At 68.0% G+C, this 19806-nt stretch carries 16 protein-coding genes; 7 read left to right on the plus strand and 9 right to left on the minus strand.

The genetic code is table 11. The features are described from left to right. Window positions 1–34: 34 nt before the first annotated feature. Together pstS and AC1RRR_RS19795 are read right to left on the minus strand one after the other, a co-directional pair. Window positions 35–1003 carry a phosphate ABC transporter substrate-binding protein PstS gene (gene pstS, locus AC1RRR_RS19790; protein ID WP_492815594.1) on the minus strand — a complete coding sequence of 323 codons (969 nt, stop codon included), beginning with the start codon at window positions 1001–1003 and terminating at the stop codon, window positions 35–37. A 131-nt stretch (window positions 1004–1134) separates the two neighbouring features. Next, window positions 1135–3294 (minus strand): primosomal protein N', encoded by a 2160-nt coding sequence (locus tag AC1RRR_RS19795; protein ID WP_492815595.1) that lies wholly within the window; start codon window positions 3292–3294, stop codon window positions 1135–1137. 124 nt (window positions 3295–3418) lie between these two features. On the opposite strand from AC1RRR_RS19795, the gene AC1RRR_RS19800 reads away from it, so the two are divergent. The 5 genes from AC1RRR_RS19800 to AC1RRR_RS19820 all read left to right on the plus strand — a co-directional run bounded on the left by AC1RRR_RS19800 (window position 3419) and on the right by AC1RRR_RS19820 (window position 8982). Further along, entirely contained in the window at window positions 3419–4096 is a 678-nt protein-coding gene (locus AC1RRR_RS19800; RefSeq protein ID WP_492815596.1) for a DUF484 family protein, read from the plus strand. Then, on the plus strand, window positions 4093–5007 hold the full coding sequence (locus tag AC1RRR_RS19805) for a tyrosine recombinase XerC (RefSeq protein ID WP_492815597.1): 915 nt from the start codon (window positions 4093–4095) through the stop codon (window positions 5005–5007). Before AC1RRR_RS19800 ends, AC1RRR_RS19805 begins: the two co-directional genes overlap by 4 nt. A gap of 151 nt (window positions 5008–5158) precedes the next feature. Continuing rightward, on the plus strand, window positions 5159–7147 hold the full coding sequence (locus tag AC1RRR_RS19810) for a methyl-accepting chemotaxis protein (protein WP_492815598.1): 1989 nt from the start codon (window positions 5159–5161) through the stop codon (window positions 7145–7147). A gap of 157 nt (window positions 7148–7304) precedes the next feature. After that, window positions 7305–8414, plus strand: a complete 1110-nt coding sequence (locus AC1RRR_RS19815) for a YihY/virulence factor BrkB family protein (protein ID WP_492815599.1) — start codon at window positions 7305–7307, stop codon at window positions 8412–8414. Window position 8415: 1 nt separating this feature from the next. Then, on the plus strand, window positions 8416–8982 hold the full coding sequence (locus AC1RRR_RS19820) for an alpha-ketoglutarate-dependent dioxygenase AlkB (protein WP_492815600.1): 567 nt from the start codon (window positions 8416–8418) through the stop codon (window positions 8980–8982). Between the two features lie 18 nt (window positions 8983–9000). On the opposite strand, the gene AC1RRR_RS19825 is transcribed toward AC1RRR_RS19820, so the two are convergent. Further along, window positions 9001–9264 carry a hypothetical protein gene (locus AC1RRR_RS19825; protein ID WP_492815601.1) on the minus strand — a complete coding sequence of 88 codons (264 nt, stop codon included), beginning with the start codon at window positions 9262–9264 and terminating at the stop codon, window positions 9001–9003. A 165-nt stretch (window positions 9265–9429) separates the two neighbouring features. Further along, window positions 9430–10830, minus strand: a complete 1401-nt coding sequence (lpdA, locus tag AC1RRR_RS19830; RefSeq protein ID WP_492815602.1) for a dihydrolipoyl dehydrogenase — start codon at window positions 10828–10830, stop codon at window positions 9430–9432. Between the two features lie 239 nt (window positions 10831–11069). On the opposite strand from lpdA, the gene AC1RRR_RS19835 reads away from it, so the two are divergent. Both AC1RRR_RS19835 and AC1RRR_RS19840 read left to right on the plus strand, forming a co-directional pair. After that, a complete protein-coding gene (locus AC1RRR_RS19835; protein WP_492815603.1) occupies window positions 11070–11906 on the plus strand; it encodes an alpha/beta hydrolase in 837 nt (278 codons plus the stop codon). Window positions 11907–11971: 65 nt separating this feature from the next. Next, complete coding sequence (locus AC1RRR_RS19840) at window positions 11972–12655, plus strand: AcvB/VirJ family lysyl-phosphatidylglycerol hydrolase (protein ID WP_492815604.1); 684 nt, start codon at window positions 11972–11974, stop codon at window positions 12653–12655. Here AC1RRR_RS19840 and AC1RRR_RS19845 read toward each other — a convergent pair. From AC1RRR_RS19845 to sucC, 5 genes are all read right to left on the minus strand, one after another. Then, window positions 12652–12996, minus strand: coding sequence for a DUF3088 family protein (locus tag AC1RRR_RS19845; RefSeq protein ID WP_492815605.1), 345 nt, complete (start codon window positions 12994–12996; stop codon window positions 12652–12654). The genes AC1RRR_RS19840 and AC1RRR_RS19845 overlap by 4 nt on opposite strands. A 70-nt stretch (window positions 12997–13066) precedes the next feature. Further along, entirely contained in the window at window positions 13067–14287 is a 1221-nt protein-coding gene (gene odhB, locus AC1RRR_RS19850; RefSeq protein WP_492815606.1) for a 2-oxoglutarate dehydrogenase complex dihydrolipoyllysine-residue succinyltransferase, read from the minus strand. 59 nt (window positions 14288–14346) lie between these two features. After that, window positions 14347–17310, minus strand: coding sequence for a 2-oxoglutarate dehydrogenase E1 component (locus tag AC1RRR_RS19855; protein WP_492815607.1), 2964 nt, complete (start codon window positions 17308–17310; stop codon window positions 14347–14349). A gap of 179 nt (window positions 17311–17489) precedes the next feature. After that, window positions 17490–18374 (minus strand): succinate--CoA ligase subunit alpha, encoded by an 885-nt coding sequence (gene sucD, locus AC1RRR_RS19860; protein WP_492815608.1) that lies wholly within the window; start codon window positions 18372–18374, stop codon window positions 17490–17492. Further along, window positions 18375–19574, minus strand: coding sequence for an ADP-forming succinate--CoA ligase subunit beta (gene sucC / locus AC1RRR_RS19865; protein WP_492815609.1), 1200 nt, complete (start codon window positions 19572–19574; stop codon window positions 18375–18377). Window positions 19575–19806 lie beyond the last annotated feature (232 nt).

A 19806-nucleotide genomic window follows, 5' to 3' on the forward strand; every position in this document is an offset into this window, starting at 1 on the left:
GGTTTCGGCGCCCGCCACGCTCCAACTAAAGAGACTACTTCCAGCGGGCCTGGACGGCGGCCTTCACCGAGGCCGGCACCGGCGCGTAGCCCAGGGCGGTGATGTCGGCGTCGCCGCTCGTATAGCCCCAGGTGAAGAAGTCGCGCACCCGCTTGGCGCGGTCGGGCGCGGCGTCGTCGCGCAGCAGGCCGTAGCTGACCAAAACGAGCGGCCAGGTCGCCTTGCCCGGCCGGTCCAGGGTCTGGACGCCGAAGCCCTTGCTGGCCGTCCACGGCGCGCCGCTGGCGAAGGACAAGAAGGCGGCCGGCGAGGGCGTGACGAACGCCCCGTCATGGTTCTTGAGCGCCACCAGGTCCAGCTTGTGGTCCAGGGCGTAGGCGTATTCGACATAGCTGATCGTGCCCATGGTGCCGGACATGATCTCGCTGATCCCGGCATTGCCCTTGCCGCCCAGGCCGACCGGCCAGTTCACCGTCTCGCCGGCGCCGGGCCCGGCCTTCCACTCGGGACTGACCGACGACAGGTAGCTGGTCAGCAGCAGGCTCATGCTGGCCGGGTCGGTGCGGTGGGCCACGGTGATCGGCCAGTCGGGCAGGTCTAGGCCCGGATTGAGGGCCTTCAGCGCCGGGTCGTTCCACTTGGTGATCTTGCCGAGGAAGATCGCGGCCACAGCCGGGGCGTCCAGCTTCAGCTTGCCGCTCTCCAGGCCGGGGACGTTGGTGACCAGCACCGTGCCGCTGATCACGAACGGGAATTGTGAGAGGCCCTTGGCCTTGAGGTCAGCGTCGGACAGCGGCATGGCCGTGACGCCGAAGTCGGCGGCCTTGCTCTCGATCTGGCTGATGCCGAAGGCCGAGTTCTGGCCGGTATAGGCGATCGGCTCGCCGCCGGCCTTCTGGTAGTCGGCGATCCAGGCCTTGAAGAGCGGGGATTGAATAGAACCGCCAGAACCCGTCAGCGGCGCCGTCTGGGCGGATGCGGAGCCGACAACGGCCAAACTCAACGCGAACGCCACTGACGCAAGAACCGACTTCATGGGCTTTCCTCCGACCGCGACGGGTTCATCCCATCGTCAGGGGGCGGACAGTGGGCGCATGGCGCAGCTCAGGGGAATGTGGCGTGGGGCCGCATGATCTAGAGGAAGCTGTAAGGGTCCACGTCAATCACAACGCGAACCGAGTTCGGGACCTTGGCCCGCGCCCGCCAGGCGGCCATGAAACCCTGCAGGTCGACATTGCGCTCGGCCCTAACGAGGAACCGTTTGCGACGGCGGCCGCGCACCAGGGCCTGCGGCGCATCGGCGGGGCCGAACACCTCGACCCCCTCGGCATTGGGGATCACGGCGGCCAGCGCCTCGACATAGGCGTCCAGCGCCGCGCTGTCGGGTCCCGAGGCGATCACCGCCGCCAGGCGGCCGAACGGCGGCAGGCCTGCGTCCTGGCGCATGCCCATCTCGGCCTCGATGAAGGCGTCGCGGTCCTGGGCGGCCAGGGCCTGCATCACCGCGTGGTCGGGGGAATAGGTCTGCAGCAGCGCCCGGCCCGGCTTCTCGTGACGCCCCGCGCGGCCGGCGGCCTGGGCCAGCAGCTGGAAGGTCCGCTCCCCGGCGCGCAGGTCGCCGCCACGCAAGGACAGGTCGGCGTCGACCACGCCCACCAGGGTCAGGTTCGGGAAGTTGTGGCCCTTGGCCGCCGCCTGGGTGGCGACGAGGATATCGATCTCGCCGGCCGCCATGGTCGCCACCAGCGTCTTGGCCGCTTCCGCGTCCATCACCGTGTCGGACGAGAACACCGCCACCCGCGCGTCGGGGAAGATGTGCCGCGCCTCCTCCTCCACCCGCTCCACGCCGGGACCGATCGAGACCAGCGAGTCCTTGGCCCCGCAGTGCGGACAGGCATCGGGCTTCTTCATCGAGAAGCCGGTCAGGTGACAGACCAGGCGGCCGGTATAGCGGTGCTCGACCAGCCAGCTGTCAGTGTCGGGCGACTTCATCTTCTCGCCGCAGGCCTTGCAGAGGACCAGCGGCGCATAGCCCCGGCGATTCAGGAACAGCATGGCCTGTTCGCCGCGCTGCAGGGTCACGGCCATGGCCTTGATCAGCGGCGGCGACAGCCAGCGGCCGGGCTCGGGCGGGGTCTGGCGCATGTCGACCAGGCCGATGTCAGGCAGTTGCGCCGCGCCGTGGCGAGCCGACAGGCGCAGCCAGCGATAACGGCCGATCTGAGCGTTGTAGAGGCTCTCCAGCGACGGCGTGGCCGAGGCCAGCAGCACCGTCGCCCCTTCGATCTTGGCGCGGGCTACGGCCAGATCGCGGGCCTGGTAGATGAAGCCCTCTTCCTGCTTGAACGAGCTGTCATGCTCCTCGTCGACCACGATCAGCCGCAGTTTCTTGAACGGCAGGAACAAAGCCGAGCGGGCGCCGACCACGATGCGGGCATTGCCGCTGGCAACGGCCTCCCAGACCTGCCGACGACGCGGCGGCGAGACGCCGGAATGCCACTCGGCCGGCAAGGCGCCGAAGCGCTGCTCGAAGCGGGCCAGCACCGCTTGGGTCAGGGCGATCTCGGGCAGCAGGATCAGGACCTGGGCTTCGGGATCCTGGAGCGCCGCCGCGACGCTCTCCAGATAGACCTCGGTCTTGCCAGAGCCGGTCACCCCGTCCAGCAGCGCCGCCTGGAAGCCACCGGCGTCCAGCATCTCGGTGAGCACGTCGACGCAGGCCGCCTGGCCGGGGTTCAGGGTGCGCGGCGGCAAGGAGAGGTCGGGCTGCGGCAGGCCGCGATCGGGCTCCACGAAGTCGGCGGCCAGCACACCCTCGTCGACCAGGCCCTTCACGACGCCGGCCGAGACGCCGGCGGCCGAGGCCAGGGCGGCGCCCGACAGCTTCACGCCCTCGGCGGCGGCCAGCACCTTCAGGCGCGCGGGAGTCATGCGGGCGGGCTGGGTTCCGGTCAGGACCAGCACCTTGTCGGGCTTGGGCGGCGGATGGCGCAGGCCGCGCAGGGCCATGGCCAGCGGCCAGCCCGGCAGGTCGACGGAATAGCGCGCCGCCCACTCGACGAAGGCCAGCACGCCCGGCGGCAGGGGCGGGTCGTCGACCTTTTCCAGGATGACTTTGAGCGGCCGGTTGCCGCCGGTCCCGTCACGCAGAGCGGTGACCACCCCGCGAATCACGCGCGGCCCCAGGGGCACGGTCACGTGGTCGCCGAGGCTAAGCTCCAGGCCCTCCGGCTCGGCGTAGTCGAAAGCCTCCGGCAACGGCATCGGCAGCAGGACGGAGGCGATACGTGGCATGGCGGGATGCTTTTGCCGTCAAACCGTCCCCAGGTCGAGAGGACGTTCGAACTCGTCATCAAGCGGACATTAACCGTCTTGCCCGCTTCATCCGGAGGGAGTGCTTTTTACCGTGGGGACGACGATGAGCGACGCGACGAACGCGAACAGGAAATCCGTCGACGCCGAGAGCGTGCGCGACTTCCTGCGCGTCCAGCCGGAATTCCTGCGCCAGGACGAGAACCTGCTGGGTGAGCTGGGCCTGCGGGTCGACGCCGCCAATGTCGTCGACTTCGGCCCCCGGGCCCTGGCCCGCGCCGCCGCCGCCCACAAGCGCGAGGCCAGCGTCCGCCAGACCATCGAGGCCAACGCCCGCGCCAACTATTCGGCCCAGGCCCAGACCCATGCGGCGGTCATCGACCTGCTGGACGCCCGCAACCACTCGGATCTCGCCCGCCGCGTCGACGAGATGGCCCGGGGCCGCTTCGGCCTGGCCGCCGGCGTCGTCGCCCTGGAAGGCCCCACCCGCGTGCCGGCCGGCTGGTACATTCTCGCCGAAGGCCAGGTCGACATGATCCTGGGCGAGGCGCCGATCGCCCGCATGGGCTTTTTCGCCCCCGCCCTGCCGCTGTTTGGCGAACAGGCCGAGACCATCCGCAGCATGGCCCTGGTCCGCATGGCCATCTGGGAGCCGCGCCGCGAAGCCCTGATCGCCTTCGGCTCCACCGATCCCGAAGGCTTCACGCCCGACATGGGCACCGAGCTGGTCAACTTCCTGGCCCGCGTGGTCGAGCGCACCGCCGAACGCTGGCCAGTGCTATGAGCGCTCGCCAGGCTTACGCCGCCTGGCTGGACTACCTGACGCTGGAGCGCCGGGCCTCGCCGCGCACGGTGCGGGCCTATGGCGACAAGGTCCTGGCCTATCTGAACTTCCTGGAACGCCATCGCGGCGAGACCGTCAGCCTCTCCGCCATGGGCGAGGTCTCGGCCGCCGACCTGCGAGGCTACCTGGCCTTTCGCCGCCAAGGCGAGGACGCCCTGGCCCCGCGCTCGATCAGCCAGGCGCTGTCGTCGATCCGCGCCTTTCACAAATACCTCGATCAGCGCCACGACGTGGCCAACGCCGCCGTCGAGCTGGTGCGCGGTCCGCGCCTGAAGATCGGCCTGCCGCGTCCCGTCTCCGAGGACCAGGCCCGCGACCTGATCACCGAGGCCTCGGGCGACACCGAGCGCGATCCCTGGGAAACCGCCCGCGACGAAGCCGTGCTGACCCTGCTGTGGGGCTGTGGCCTGCGGATCAGCGAGGCCCTGTCCCTGACCTGGTCGGACGCGCCGCTGGGCGCCTCGATGCGCATCACCGGCAAGGGCGGCAAGACCCGCATCGTGCCGGTGCTGGACGCCGTGCGCGACGCGGTCGCCGTCTATGTCGACGAGCTGCCGTTCGTGCTCACTGCCGACGAGCCCTTGTTCCGCGCCAAGCGCGGCGGGCCGCTGTCGCCGCGTCACGTCCAGGGCCTGGTGCAGCTGCTGCGCGGACGCCTGGGGCTCTCGGACCGGGTGACGCCGCACGCCTTCCGCCACGCCTTCGCTACCCACCTGCTGGGCGCCGGCGCCGACCTGCGCGCGATCCAGGACCTGTTGGGCCACGCCTCGTTGTCGACGACCCAGCGCTACACCCAGGTCGACGCGGCGGGTCTGCTGGCCGCCTACCAGGCCGCCCACCCAAAGGCCTGACCCGGTATCGACTAAAGGATGCGGCGGAACGTCGCGATGCTTAACGCAAGCCTGAGCATTAACCGCGATTTCACTGCCTTCGCGTCTACTGGCTCCGAAACGTGTGTTTTTGCCGGGCGACCTCCCCTCGTCCGCGCCGCATGAGGCTCCGATGAAGTTCGACGACCTGAAGATTTCGACCAAGGTGATGATGCCGGCGATCGTCCTCGCCGTCGTGGCCCTGGCCTGCGTTGGCGCGGGCGTGTGGCAGGTGAAGAAGGTGGAGAAAGCCGCCCAGGTCCTGGTCGACCAGCGCGCGCCCACCGAGCTGAACGCCGCCCGCTTCAACCGCCAGGTCGCCACCGTCGGCTACGCCGCCTATCGCACCGTCGCCAATGACGGGACGTCGGAAGCCGCCAAGTCGGGCTCGGAAGACATCGAAAAGGCCTTCACGGCCGGCAACGCGTTCCTGGACAAGGCCGCCAAGGCCGACCCGGCCGCGGTCAAGGACATCGAAGGCTTCCGCAAGCGCTTCAAGTCCGTGCACGACAACGCCCGCGCGGGCGCCGACATGGGTCTGCAGAACCTCAACGAAGCCGCCGTTATGATGATGGGCGGCATCGACGCCGACATCGCCAAGCTGACCAAGGACACGGCGACCTGGATCGACCACCATAGCGAAGAAACCCAGGCCATGGTGGCCAAGGCCAAGAAGGACGCCGCTGCTGGCGCGATCGTCCTGCTGCTGTTCGGCCTGGCCTCGGCCGGCGCGGCCCTGGCCTACGCCATGTGGGTCGGGTCTTCCAAGATCGCCAAGCCGCTGATCAACCTGTCCAAGACCATGGAAGTCCTCGCTCAAGGCAGCGTCGACGTCGAGGTCAAGGGCGCGGAACGCAAGGACGAGGTCGGCGCCATGGCCCGCTCGGTCCAGGTGTTCAAGGATAACGCCCTGGCCCTGCGCACCGCCGAAGCCGCCCAGCAGCGCGCCAGCGCCGAGACGGAAGCCGAGCGTCGCCGCAACCAGGAAATCTCCGAGGCCGCCGCCAAGGAACAGGCTTTCGTCATGGAAGCCATCGCCACCGGCCTGACCCGCCTGTCGGACGGCGACCTGACCTATCGCCTGGATCAACAGTTCCCGGCCGCCTACCAGCGCGTCCAGAACGACTTCAACGGCGCCATCGCCCAGCTGGAAGAGGCCATGGGCACCATCGTCCACGCCGCCAGCAGCATCGGCGCCGGCTCGGACGAGATCGCCTCGGCCGCCGACGACCTGTCGCGCCGCAGCGAGCAGCAGGCCGCCAGCCTGGAAGAAACCGCCGCCGCCCTGGACGAGATCACCGCCACCGTGCGTCGTTCGTCGTCGGGCGCGCAAGAAGCCTCGCGCGTGGTCGGCTCGACCCGTGGCGACGCCGAACGCTCCAGCGTCGTGGTCCGCAACGCCGTCGACGCCATGAACCAGATCGAGAAGTCGTCGCAGTCGATCAGCCAGATCATCGGCGTCATCGACGAGATCGCCTTCCAGACCAACCTCCTGGCCCTGAACGCCGGCGTCGAAGCCGCGCGTGCGGGTGAAGCCGGCCGCGGCTTCGCCGTCGTCGCCCAGGAAGTCCGGGCTCTCGCCCAGCGCTCGGCCGACGCCGCCAAGGAGATCAAGACCCTGATCTCGACCTCGTCGCAGCAGGTCAACCAAGGCGTCAGCATGGTCGGCCAGACCGGCGAGGCTCTGGAGGCCATCGTCAACAAGGTCGGCGAGATCGACGCCCTGGTCAGCGAGATCGCGGCCTCGGGCCAGGAGCAGGCCACCGGCCTCAACCAGGTCAACGCCGCCGTCAACCAGATGGACCAGACCGTCCAGCAGAACGCCGCCATGGTCGAGCAATCGACCGCCGCCTCGCACGCCCTGAAGGGCGAGGCCGGCAATCTGATGCAGATGATCTCGAAGTTCCGCGTCGGCGCGTCCAGCGGTGCGGCCAGTGCCTCGGCGCCCCGCCGCTCGGCCCCGCGTCCGTCGGCTCCGGCCCCGTCGCGCCCGGCCGCCTCGACCAGCAAGGCTCCGTCGCTGGCCACCCAGGCCCACCGTCCGGGCGCCAATCCCGTCGCCGCCGCCCAGGCCAAACTGGCCAAGGCCGTCGGCGCGAGCGACGACTGGGAAGAATTCTGAGTTTTAGTGCGCGTACCGCCCCGCATTTAGGGGCGTTCCTCCCCTCGAAAGCGTCTGGCCCCGTCCCTCTAGGCGGGGCCTTTTTCGTGGGCGGTTTTTCGGAACCGGCAGCGCTTGGCGACGCTGCACCTTACGCAGCTCACTGACGGACCAAGCCGTGCCCCGCCTCGCCAAAGCCCTTGCCGTCCCTTCGCGCTCGGCCCTGTCGTTCGGCTCGAGCGTGGTCGACTGGCTGACCCTGGGCGTCCTGGGCGCGGCGACCGTCGCCCTGGCGATCACCTCGCGGCGCGCCAAGTCCGACCAGGTCGAGCGCCTGGAGCCCGGCAGCCAGGCCAGCCGATCGGCCGATCCGGACGAGGCCGTCCGCGAACCCGATCGTGGCCGTCACGCCGACACGCCGCGCGAGATTCCCGTGCGCGGCTGGAAGGACATCCTCCACCGCACCGTCAAGGAGTTTCGCGACGACAATGTCGCGCTGGTCGCGGCGGGCATGACCTTCTACGCCGTGCTCGCTTTCTTCCCGGGCCTCACCACCTTCGTCGCGCTGTACGGCCTGTTCGCCAACGTGGCCGACGCCCGTCAGCAGCTGGACGCCCTGGCCGGGGTGCTGCCGGCCGACACCGTGCGGTTCATCGGCGACGAGATGATCCGGGTCGCCGGGGCCCAGTCCAGCGGCCTGACCTGGACCGCCGTGGTCAGCCTGCTGGTCGCCCTGTGGAGCGCCAACGGCGCGGCCAAGGCCTGCTTCCTGGGCCTCAACATCGCCTATGAGGAAACCGAGAAGCGCAACTTCCTGCGCCTGACCGCCACGACCCTGGCCTTCACCCTGGGCCTGCTGGCCGTGGTGGTGCTGAGCCTGGCGGTAAACCTCGCGCCGGAGCTGGGCTGGACGCGCTGGCCGGCGCTGGTCGCCTCCGTCGCCGTCGGCGTGGCCCTGCTCTATCGCTACGGCCCCAGCCGCGACCCGGCCAAATGGCGGTGGGTCAGCTGGGGCGCGGGCCTGACGACGTTGGTCTGGATCCTGGGCTCGATCGGCTTTTCGCTCTACCTGTCGCGCTTCGCACATTACGATCGCGCCTATGGCCCCCTGGGCGCGGTGATCGGCTTCATGATGTGGACCTATGTGTCATCGCTGATCCTCCTGGCCGGGGCCGAGCTCAACGCCGAGCTGGAGCACCAGACCGTCCGCGACACGACGACCGGCGCGGATCTGCCGATGGGCGCGCGCGGCGCCCAGATGGCCGACACGGTCGGCGCGGCGCAGTAGAGTGCAGCCGGACCTCTTCGCGCCGCAGCCGCCGCCCGACCTGCCCGAAGGCCTGCGCTACCGGGCGGACCTGATCACGGCGGATGAAGAACGCGACCTGGTCGCCCGGTTCGGGACCTTGCCGTTCAAGCCGTTCGAGTTCCGGGGCTATACCGGCCATCGCCAGGTCGTGTCGTTCGGCTGGCGCTACGACTTCGGCCGCCGCAGCCTGGATCCCGCCACGCAGATCCCGGACTTCCTGCTGCCGCTGAGGGAGACGGTCGCCGCCTTCACCGGCCATGCGCCGGAGGCCTTCGGCCAGGCGCTGGTCTCACTGTACGAGCCCGGCGCGGCGATCGGCTGGCATCGCGATCGGCCGGAGTTCGACGCGGTGGCGGGCGTGTCGCTGCTGACGCCCTGCAAGTTCCGCTTTCGCCGTCAGGCCGGCCCGGGCTGGGACCGTCGCGCGTTCGAGGCCGCGCCCCGCTCGGCCTATCTGCTGTCTGGCCCGTCGCGGACCGATTGGGAGCACAGCATCCCGCCGCTGGAGGCGCGGCGCTATTCGGTGACGTTCAGAACACTGGTTTAGCGGGCCGAAAAGGGCTGGTCAGCGGCCGACGTTGAAGCGGACGGTCGAGGAGACCGGACAGCCATTCTCAAGACGCAGCACGGTCAGCGTATGGTTGGCCATCGGCAGGTCGCCCAGGCGCTTGGCCTCCTGTTGCTCGACCTTGGCGACGCGTTCGTAGCCCGCACCGTCGCACCACGGAGCGCCCTTGTTGGGCGCCGACGCTTTTCGCGTCTCAATGAGCCGCTCCTTGGCCAGGCGCCGCTGCTCGGCGACCATCGACGGGGTCTTCACGGGCGGCATACGCAGCGCTCCAACGGACTGAGCCGTATCGGCCGGTGACGTCGCCATGAGGGCGGAGGCAAAGGCAAGGGCTGACAAAAGCATGGCGGGGCTCCGGAGGAACCCCGCCACTCTACGTCCGATTGCGTGGGCGCCAAGATTAACTTTTGGACAGAATGCCGGTGCTTACGCCTGCATCGTCCAGCCTTCGACGCCCATCGACGCCTGACGGAAGGCTTCCGAGCGGGTCGGGTGCGGGTGGCAGGTGCGGGCGACGTCTTCCGACGAACCGCCAAACTCCATGGCCACGCAGATCTCAGCGATCATGTCGCCGACGTTCGGACCCACGGCGTGGGCGCCCAGGATGCGGTCGGTCTTGGCGTCGGCCAGCACCTTCACGAAGCCGTCGGTCTCGTGGTTGATCTTGGCGCGGCTGTTGGCCAGGAACGGGAACTTGCCGACCTTGTAGGCGACGCCCGCGGCCTTCAGTTCGTCCTCGGTCTTACCGACCGTGGCGACTTCCGGCTTGGTGTAGATGACGCCCGGAATGATGTCGTAGTTCATGTGGCCGGCCTTGCCCGCGATCAGCTCGATGCAGGCCACGGCCTCGTCCTCGGCCTTGTGGGCCAGCATCGGACCCGAGGTCACGTCGCCGATCACCCAGATGCTGTCCACGCCGGTCTTGTAGTGGTCGTTGGCGATGACGCCGCGCTTGTCCGGCGTGATGCCGACCGATTCCAGGCCCAGGCCTTGGGTGAACGGACGACGGCCGATGGCGACCAGCACGTAGTCGGCTTCGATCGTCGTGGCTTCGCCGCCGGCGACCGGCTCGTGGGTCAGCTTCACGCCCTTGGCCGAGGCCACGGCGCCGGTGACCTTGGCGCCCAGCGAGAACTTGAAGCCCTGCTTGGTCAGGATCTTCTGGAAGGCGGTGGCGACCTCGGTGTCGGTGCCCGGGACGATGCGGTCCAGATATTCGACGACGGTGACTTCAGCGCCCAGGCGCTTCCACACCGAGCCCAGCTCCAGGCCGATGACGCCGGCGCCGACGACGATCAGCGACTTGGGCACTTCCGGCAGCGACAGGGCGCCGGTCGAGTCGACGATGCGGTTGTTGTCGATCGTCACGCCCGGCAGCGGGGTCGGCTCCGAGCCGGTGGCGATGACGATGTTCTTGGTCTCGAGCACGGTTTCCGAACCGTCCTCGGCCTTCACGACCACCTTGCCCGGACCGTCGATGCGGCCCCAGCCCTTGATGTACTCGACCTTGTTTTTCTTCATCAGGAACTCGACGCCCTTGGTCAGGGCTTCGACGCTCTCGGCCTTCTGGGCCATCATCTGCGCGAGGTTCAGCTTCGGCTTGACCTCGATGCCCAGCTTGGCGAACTCGCCGCCGGCGGCGGCTTCATAATATTCCGAGGCGTGCAGCAGGGCCTTCGACGGCATGCAGCCGACGTTCAGGCAGGTGCCGCCCAGCTTGCCGCGGCCTTCGACGATCGCGGTCTTCAGACCCAGCTGACCGGCGCGCGTGGCCGCGTTGTAGCCACCGGGACCGCCACCGATGATGACGACGTCGTACTGAGCCATGGGTCTTCGCCTTCAGGACGCGCCGGAAGCGGCGCCGGACAAAATATGGGGCCTCGCCGGCCATATTGTCAGACCTCTGGAGGCGGGAGTTCCTTAGAGGGAAGCAGGCCAAAACGGAACCCGCTTTCGACGCACCGGCCCTTGAAAATCAAGGAGAATGGCTGGTTCGTTCAAACGGCTTCCCCCGCGCGCGCGACGCAGCCTAACCTCCGCCCGTTCCCGGGGGAGACCATAGCGCCGTGTTGAAGTTCGCCGTCCTGGCCCTGGCGCTCGCCAGCGCCCCCCTCGCCGCGTCCGCCCAGGCCCCGGAAGGGACGCCGATCGTCATCGGCCAGTCGCTGACTATGGAGTCGAAGATCCTGGGCCAGACCCGGCGGATCAACGTCCACCTGCCGGCCAGCTACGCCAAGTCGGGCAAGACCTATCCGGTGCTGTACCTGATGGACGGCGGCGAGAAGGAGGACTTCCCGCACATCGCCGGCCTGGCCCAGCTGGGCGAGCTGTCCTGGACCTATCGCGGGATGATCGTGGTCGGCATCGAGGGCATCGACCGCCGCCACGACCTGACCCACCCGACCAGCGTGGCCAAGGAGAAGGCCGACTATCCCACCACCGGCGGCTCGGACGCCTATCGCCGGTTCCTCGCCGAGGAGCTCAAGCCCTGGGTCGCCGCCCGCTATCGGGTCAGCGGCGAGAGCGCCATCATCGGCGAGAGCCTGGCCGGGCTGTTCGTGGTCGAGACCCTGCTCAAGCAGCCGACTTTGTTCGACGCCTATATCGCCGCCAGCCCCAGCCTGTGGTGGAGCGACCAGGCCCTGGCGCGCGGCGCGGCGGCCGACATCGCCAAGTGGCCCGCGCTAGGTCAGCGCAAGCTGTACCTGACCATCGGCGACGAAGGCACGACCATGCAGGAAGGCGTCGACAAGGTGGTCGCCGCTATCGGCGCGGCCAAGCCGGCGGGCCTGACCCTGGTCTACGACCCGATGCACCAGGAGCACCACAGCACGGTCTATCATCCGGCGGCCCTGAAGGCTTTCCGCAGCGTCTGGCCGGGGCCACGCCCCGAAGGAAACTAAGCTTCGCCACAAGACGGCCACCGGTCCGCCTGGAGAGCGCCACGCGGTTGTGACGTCATATCAGCATGACCTCGCGTGTCCGCCTTTTCGCCGCCTTCGCCGCCCTGGCCCTGACCATCGGCGTCCCGCTCGCCGCCCCGGCCAAGAGCCACGAAATCCCGATCGCCAGCGACAAGGCGGGCGACACCCTGGCGGTGCTCTATTCGGGCGACGGCGGCTGGGGCGCGCTGGACCAGAAGGTCGCCCGCCACCTGGCCGACAACGGCGTGCCGACGATCGGCGTCAACTCGCTGACCTATTTCCGCACCCGGCGCTCGCCCGACGGCGCGGCCCAGGACCTGGCCGACGCGCTGCGCGCCTATGAAGGCCAATGGGGCCGCCAGAAGGTGGTGCTGATCGGCTACTCGTTCGGCGCCGACGCCCTGCCGGCCATCCTGCCCCAGCTGCCCGCCGAACTGCGCGCCCAGATCAGCCACATCGTGCTGATCGGCACGGGGCCCAGCGGCGACCTGCAGTTCCACCCCGTGAGCTGGCTGAACCTGGCCACGCGCGACTCCTTCCCCGTCCGCCCGGCCATCGCCGCGATCCGGGACGTGAAGATCACTTGCGTCTACGGCGACAAGGAACGCGCCGACATCTGCCCCACCCTGCCCGACACCGAAGTCGCCAAGGTCCGCCTGCCCGGCGGCCACCACTTCAACGGCGACTACGCGGCGCTCGGCGAGGCGGTGCTGCGGGCCAGCCGCTAGAGCGGCGCGGGTAGGTCGTACTCGGCCGCCAGCCACCGCGTGATCGGGCGGGCGTCGCTGAGGAAGCTCAGGCCATTGGCCGACAGGATCTCGCCATGCGGGCCAGCGTCGGGCGCGGCCTCTCCGAGGATCAGGGTCGGGGCGTTCTGATGGTCTTCGCCCAGGCGCTCGACCAGGGCCGGCCGCGGGCGGGGATAGTCGACGCGGACGATGTCGAGCACGTCGCGCAGCTGCGGATAGGCGGCCAGATAGCCTTCCATCATCGCGCAGTCGGGGCAGAAGCGCTGCTGGCCTTCTTTGTCGAAGCCCATGGGCAGCAGGTAGAGCGTGTGCTTGGTCACGACGGCCTCCAGAAGCGAAGAAGCCCGCCGGTGAGGGCGGGCTTCTCGTTGGTTCTTAGAAGGGGGGCTCTTAGAGGTCCAGCAGCAGGCGCTGCGGGTCTTCCAGGGCTTCCTTGACCTTGACCAGGAAGGTCACGGCGCCGGCGCCGTCGACGACGCGGTGATCGTAGGACAGGGCCAGGTACATCATCGGGCGGATCTCGATCTTGCCGTTGACGACCATGGCGCGTTCCTTGATCGCGTGCATGCCCAGGATGCCCGACTGCGGCGCGTTCAGGATCGGGGTCGACATCAGCGAGCCGTAGATGCCGCCGTTGGTGATCGTGAAGGTGCCGCCCTGCATGTCCTCGATGGACAGCTGGCCGTCGCGGGCCTTCTTGCCCAGAGCGCCGATGGCCTTTTCGATCTCGGCCAGGTTCAGCGCGTCGGCGTCACGGACGACCGGAACCACCAGGCCCTTGTCGGTGCCGACGGCGACGCCGATGTCGTAGTGGTTCTTGTAGACCACGTCCGTGCCGTCGATCTCGGCGTTGAGGTCCGGGATCGCCTTCAGCGCGGCCACGACGGCCTTGGTGAAGAACGACATGAAGCCCAGCTTCACGCCGTGACGCTTTTCGAACACGTCCTTGTACTGGCTGCGCAGAGCCATCACGGCGCTCATGTCGACCTCGTTGAAGGTCGTCAGCATGGCGGCGGTGTTCTGGGCTTCCTTCAGGCGGCGGGCGATCGTCTGACGCAGGCGCGTCATCTTCACGCGCTCTTCGCGCTCGTGCAGGGCGCGCGGCGCCGAAGCCGTCGGGGCCGGAGCCGGGGCGGCGGCGCGAGCTTCCAGGGCGGCGAGCGCGTCGCCCTTGGTCACGCGACCGTCCTTGCCGGTGCCGGCGACCTTCGACAGGTCGAGGTTGTTCTCGGCGGCGATGCGGGCCGGGGCCGGGCTGACCGGCGCGGCGGTCGGAGCCGCAGCGGCGACCGGGGCCGGCGCGGGAGCCGGGGCGGCGGCGGGAGCCGGAGCGGCAGCCTTCGGCGCGGCGGCGGCCGGAGCGGCCGACGCGGTCGCGCCTTCGGTCACGATACCCAGGACCGTGCCCGGAACCACGGTCGCGCCTTCTTCGGCGCCGATGGCCGACAGCACGCCGTCGGCGGGCGAAGCCACTTCCAGCGAAACCTTGTCGGTTTCCAGCTCGACGAGGATCTCGTCCTTCTTCACGGCCTCCCCGACCTTCTTGGTCCAACGGGCGACCGTCGCTTCGGTGACGGATTCGCCGAGGGCGGGGGTGTTGATGTCGGCCATGGGGCTTTCCAGGTCTCTCTTGTTCGGTCCGGCGGGTTTTTAGTCGTACGAGATGTCGCTTACGCGAACGCCTCGTTGAGGAAGGTCTCGAGTTCTTTCAGGTGGCGGCTCATCAGACCCGCGGCGGTGGACGCCGAGGCCGGACGACCCACATAGCGGGCGCGCTTGGCCTTGATGTCCAGCTTGTCGAGCGTCAGTTCGAGCCACGGATCGACGAAGGTCCAGCCACCCATGTTCTTGGGCTCTTCCTGGCACCAGACCAGGTCGGCGTTCTTGAAGCGGCCCAGCACGCCCATCAGCGACTTCAGCGGCCACGGATAGAACTGCTCCAGACGCAGCAGATAGACGTCGTCGCGGCCGGTCTTGGCGCGCTGGTCGACCAGGTCGAAGTAGACCTTGCCCGAGCAGACAATGACGCGCTTGATCTGATCATCGCTCTTCAGCGTGATCCCGCCCACGTCGCAACCGGCCTCGGCGCCGTCCACCATCACGCGGTGGAAGGTCGAGCCTTCGGCGAAGTCGGCGATGTTCGAGACGGCGCGCTTGTGGCGCAGCAGGCTCTTGGGGGCCATCACGATCAGCGGCTTGCGGAACTCGCGGTTCATCTGGCGACGCAGGGCGTGGAAGTAGTTCGCCGGCGTCGTGCAGTTGACGACCTGCATGTTGTCTTCCGCGCACGACTGCAGGAAGCGCTCCAGGCGGGCCGAGCTGTGCTCGGGGCCTTGGCCTTCGTAGCCGTGCGGCAGCAGCATCACCAGGCCGCTCATCCGCAGCCACTTGCGCTCGCCCGAGCTGATGAACTGGTCGATGACGACCTGGGCGCCGTTCACGAAGTCGCCGAACTGGCCTTCCCACAGGGTCAGGGTGTTCGGATCGGCCAGCGAGAAGCCGTATTCGAAGCCCAGCACCGCCTCTTCCGACAGGGCCGAGTCGATCACTTCATAGTGGGCCTGGCCGGGGCGGATGTTGTTCAGCGGCGTGTAGTGCTCTTCCGTCGTCTGGTCGATGACGTCCGAGTGGCGCTGGGTGAAGGTGCCGCGCACCGAGTCCTGACCCGACAGGCGGACGGGGAAGCCTTCGTCGAGCAGGGTGGCGAAGGCCAGGTGCTCGCCGGTGCCCCAGTCGATGCCCTCGCCCTTTTCGATCGCCTCGCGGCGGTTGTCGATGGCGCGCTTGACGGTCTTGTGGGCGTTGATGCGGTCCGGGATCGTGGTGATCTGACGGCCCAGCTCCAGCAGGCGGGTCTTGGGGAAGGCGGTCTTGCCGCGACGCTCTTCGTCGCCCGGCAGGGCCAGGCCCTTCCACTTGCCGTCCAGCCAGTCGGCCTTGTTGGCCTTGTAGCTCTTGCCGGCGTCGAACTCGACGTCGAGGAACTTCTCGAACTCGCCGACCCAGGCGTCGGACTCTTCCTGGGTGATCACGCCCTCGCCGATCAGGCGGTTGGCGTACAGCTCGCGGGTCGGCGGGTGACCCTTGATCTTGGCGTACATGATCGGCGACGTCATGGTCGGATCATCGCCTTCGTTGTGACCGAAGCGGCGATAGCAGACCATGTCGATGACCACGTCCTTGCCGAACTTCTGGCGGTACTCGGTCGCGACCTTGGCGGCGAAGACGACGGCTTCCGGGTCGTCGCCGTTCACGTGGAAGATCGGAGCTTCGACCATCAGCGCCATGTCGCTGGGATACGGCGAGCTGCGCGAGTAGCGCGGGCTGGTCGTGAAGCCGATCTGGTTGTTGACGATGAAGTGGATGGTGCCGCCCGTACGGTAGCCCTTCAGGCCCGACAGGGTGAAGCACTCGGCCACCACGCCTTGGCCGGCGAAGGCCGCGTCGCCGTGCAGCAGCAGCGGCAGCACGTGGCCGCGGCCGGCGTCCGGCTGTTCGCGCAGGGTGAAGGCTTGCTTCGCGCGGGCCTTGCCGATCACGACCGGGTTGACGATTTCCAGGTGCGACGGGTTGGCCGTCAGCGACAGGTGGACCTTGTTGTCGTCGAACTCACGGTCCGACGAAGCGCCCATGTGGTACTTCACGTCGCCCGAACCCTCGACGTCCGAGGGCACCGACGAGCCGCCTTGGAACTCGTGGAAGATGACGTGGTAGGGCTTGCCCATCACGGCGGCCAGCACGTTCAGGCGGCCACGGTGCGGCATGCCCAAGACGATGTCCTTCACGCCCAGCGCGCCGCCGCGCTTGATGATCTGCTCCATGGCCGGGACCATGGATTCGCCGCCGTCCAGGCCGAAGCGCTTGGTGCCGGGGAAGCGCTTGTGCAGGAACTTCTCGAAGCCCTCGGTCTCGATCAGCTTCTTCAGGATGGCGACCTTGCCCTCCTTGGAGAACACGATCTCCTTGTCCCGGCCCTCGATGCGCTCCTGCAGCCAGGCCTTCTCGTTCGGATCCGAGATGTGCATGTACTGCACGCCGACGTTGTCGCAGTAGGTGCGGCGGACGATCGACAGGATCTCGCGGATCGAGGCCGTCTCCAGGCCCAGCACGAAGTCGAGGAAGATCGGACGGTCGTAGTCGGCTTCCGAGAAGCCGTAGGTGGCCGGATCCAGTTCCGGGGCCGGCTTCGGCGGCTCAAGACCCAGCGGGTCGAGGTTGGCGGCCAGGTGACCGCGCATCCGGTAGGCGCGGATCATCATGATGGCGCGCAGGCTGTCCAGCGTGGCGGCGCGGACAGCTTCAGCCGAAGAACCGGGGGCCTTGCCCTCGACGGCCTTGGCGATCTTGGCTTCGACGGCGGGGGCGACGCTGGCCCACTGGCCGTCCAGGGCCGACAGCCAGTCGGGGCGAACCGACGGCACTTTCTTGGGGGTCCAGGCCGGGTCCTGCGCGGCGCGCTTAACCTGCTCGGCCTGCTCCTGCAGGCTGGCGAAGAAGGCGTTCCACGAGGGATCGACCGATCCAGGGCTCTCCGCCCACTGGGCGTAGAGGTCTTCCACGAACGCCGCATTGGCGCCGTAGAGGAAGCTGGTCTCGGTCAAGACCTGGTTGATGATGCCTGCGTCGTCCGCCATCGTTCTGTGCCTTCGGATCCGGTGCTCTACGGGAGCGCTACCGCACTGCCCGTAAATATAGTCTCTCAATCACCCGAGCGCCCGTCCGCTTGGCGGGGCCCAGGTGATTTTTTCGGATCGTCGACTGGCGGTCGCAAAAAACCTGGGCCCCGCGCGAGGCGGGGTTTCGGTATCTTCTTTTAGCCCTTCAGGACTTCAAGCAGGGTCTCGCCCAGCTTGGCCGGCGAAGGCGAGACGCGGATACCCGCCTCTTCCATCGCCGCGATCTTGTCCTCGGCGCCGCCCTTGCCGCCCGAAACGATGGCGCCGGCGTGGCCCATGTGACGACCGGGAGGCGCCGTGCGGCCGGCGATGAAGCCGACCATGGGCTTCTTGCGACCACGCTTGGCTTCGTCCTTCAGGAACTGAGCCGCTTCTTCTTCGGCCGAGCCGCCGATTTCACCGATCATGACGATCGACTTGGTGGCTTCGTCGGCCAGGAACAGTTCCAGGACGTCGATGAACTCGGTGCCCTTGACCGGGTCGCCGCCGATGCCGACGGCCGTCGTCTGGCCCAGGCCAGCGTTGGTCGTTTGGAACACGGCTTCATAGGTCAGGGTGCCCGAACGCGACACGACGCCGACCGAGCCTTCCGAGAAGATGCCGCCCGGCATGATGCCGATCTTGCACTGGTTGGGCGTCAGGACGCCCGGGCAGTTCGGGCCGATCAGGCGCGACTTGCTGCCGGCCAGGGCCTTCTTCACCTTGACCATGTCCAGCACCGGGATGCCTTCGGTGATGCAGATGATCAGCGGAATCTCGGCGTCGATGGCTTCCAGGATCGAGTCGGCCGCGAAGGGCGGCGGGACGTAGATCACCGAGGCGTCGGCGCCGGTGCGGTCCTTGGCTTCGGCGACGGTGTTGAACACCGGCAGGCCGATGTGGGTCTGGCCGCCCTTACCGGGGGTGACGCCGCCGACCATCTTGGTGCCGTAGGCGATGGCCTGCTCGCTGTGGAACGTGCCTTGAGCGCCGGTGATGCCCTGGCAGATGACCTTGGTGTGCGAACCGATCAGAACCGACATTTAGCGGGCGCCCTTCACAGCGGCGACGATCTTCTCGGCGCCGTCAGACAGATCGTTGGCGGCGATGACGTTCAGGCCGCTTTCCGAGATGATTTTCTTGCCGAGTTCGACGTTGGTGCCTTCCAGACGGACGACCAGCGGAACCTGGAGACCGACTTCCTTCACGGCGGCGATGACGCCTTCCGCGATGATGTCGCAGCGCATGATGCCGCCGAAGATGTTGACCAGGATGCCCTTCACGGCCGGATCGGCGGTGATGATCTTGAAGGCCGCGGTGACCTTCTCCTTAGAAGCGCCGCCGCCGACATCCAGGAAGTTGGCCGGCTCGGCGCCGTACAGCTTGATGATGTCCATGGTGGCCATGGCCAGGCCGGCGCCGTTGACCATGCAGCCGATTTCGCCGTCGAGGGCGATATAGGCCAGGTCGTACTTCGAGGCTTCGATTTCCTTGGGGTCTTCTTCGCTCTCGTCGCGCAGCGCCTTGATGTCCGGGTGACGGAACAGGCTGTTGCCGTCGAACGACAGCTTGGCGTCCAGAACCTTCAGGTGATCATCCGCCGTCACGATCAGCGGGTTGATCTCCAGCATGGCCATGTCCTTGGCCATGAACGCCGTATACAGCTGGTTCAGCAGCGAGGCGGCTTCCTTGGCCAGACCGCCGGTCAGGCCCAGAGCATTGGCCAGGGCGCGCGCGTGGGTCGGCCACACGCCGGTCGCCGGGTCGATGGTGAAGGTGTGGATCTTCTCGGGCGTCGAGTGGGCGACGTCTTCGATGTCCATGCCGCCTTCGGTCGAAGCGACCACCGAGACCTTGCTCGAAGCGCGGTCAACCAGCAGCGACAGGTAGAATTCCTTGGCGATCGCCGCGCCTTCTTCGATGTAGAGGCGGTTGACCTGCTTGCCCTTGGGGCCCGTCTGGTGGGTCACCAGCACGCGGCCGAGCATTTCCTCGGCGTTGGTGCGGACCTCTTCGACCGACTTGACGACGCGGACGCCGCCCTTGGCGTCGGGGCCCAGCCCCTCGAACTTGCCCTTGCCACGGCCACCGGCGTGGATCTGGCTCTTCACGACGAAGACCGACGTGCCCAGCTTTTCGGCGGCGGCGGCGGCTTCATCAGGCGTGAAGGCGGCGAAGCCGCGCGGCACGGGAGCGCCGAACTCGGCGAGTACGGCTTTGGCTTGATGTTCGTGGATGTTCATGAGGGCCCGGTCTCGACGACGGCTTTCTGAAATGTGGCCGGGTTATAGGAGCGCTATTTCGCAGGCGCAACCGCGTGACGACGATAAGGTGAAGGCTTGCGTGCTTATCTTGTCCGAAAGGACAGGGTCGCCACGGGTTTCGACGCGCCTGGCAAGGGAAACCCTTGACCCGGCGGAACTGTTACCGGTCACACCATTTTTGTCCGTGAACGGCTGTCCACCGGTGTCAGAG

Source organism: Caulobacter sp. GW821-FHT12D05 (assembly GCF_058807295.1).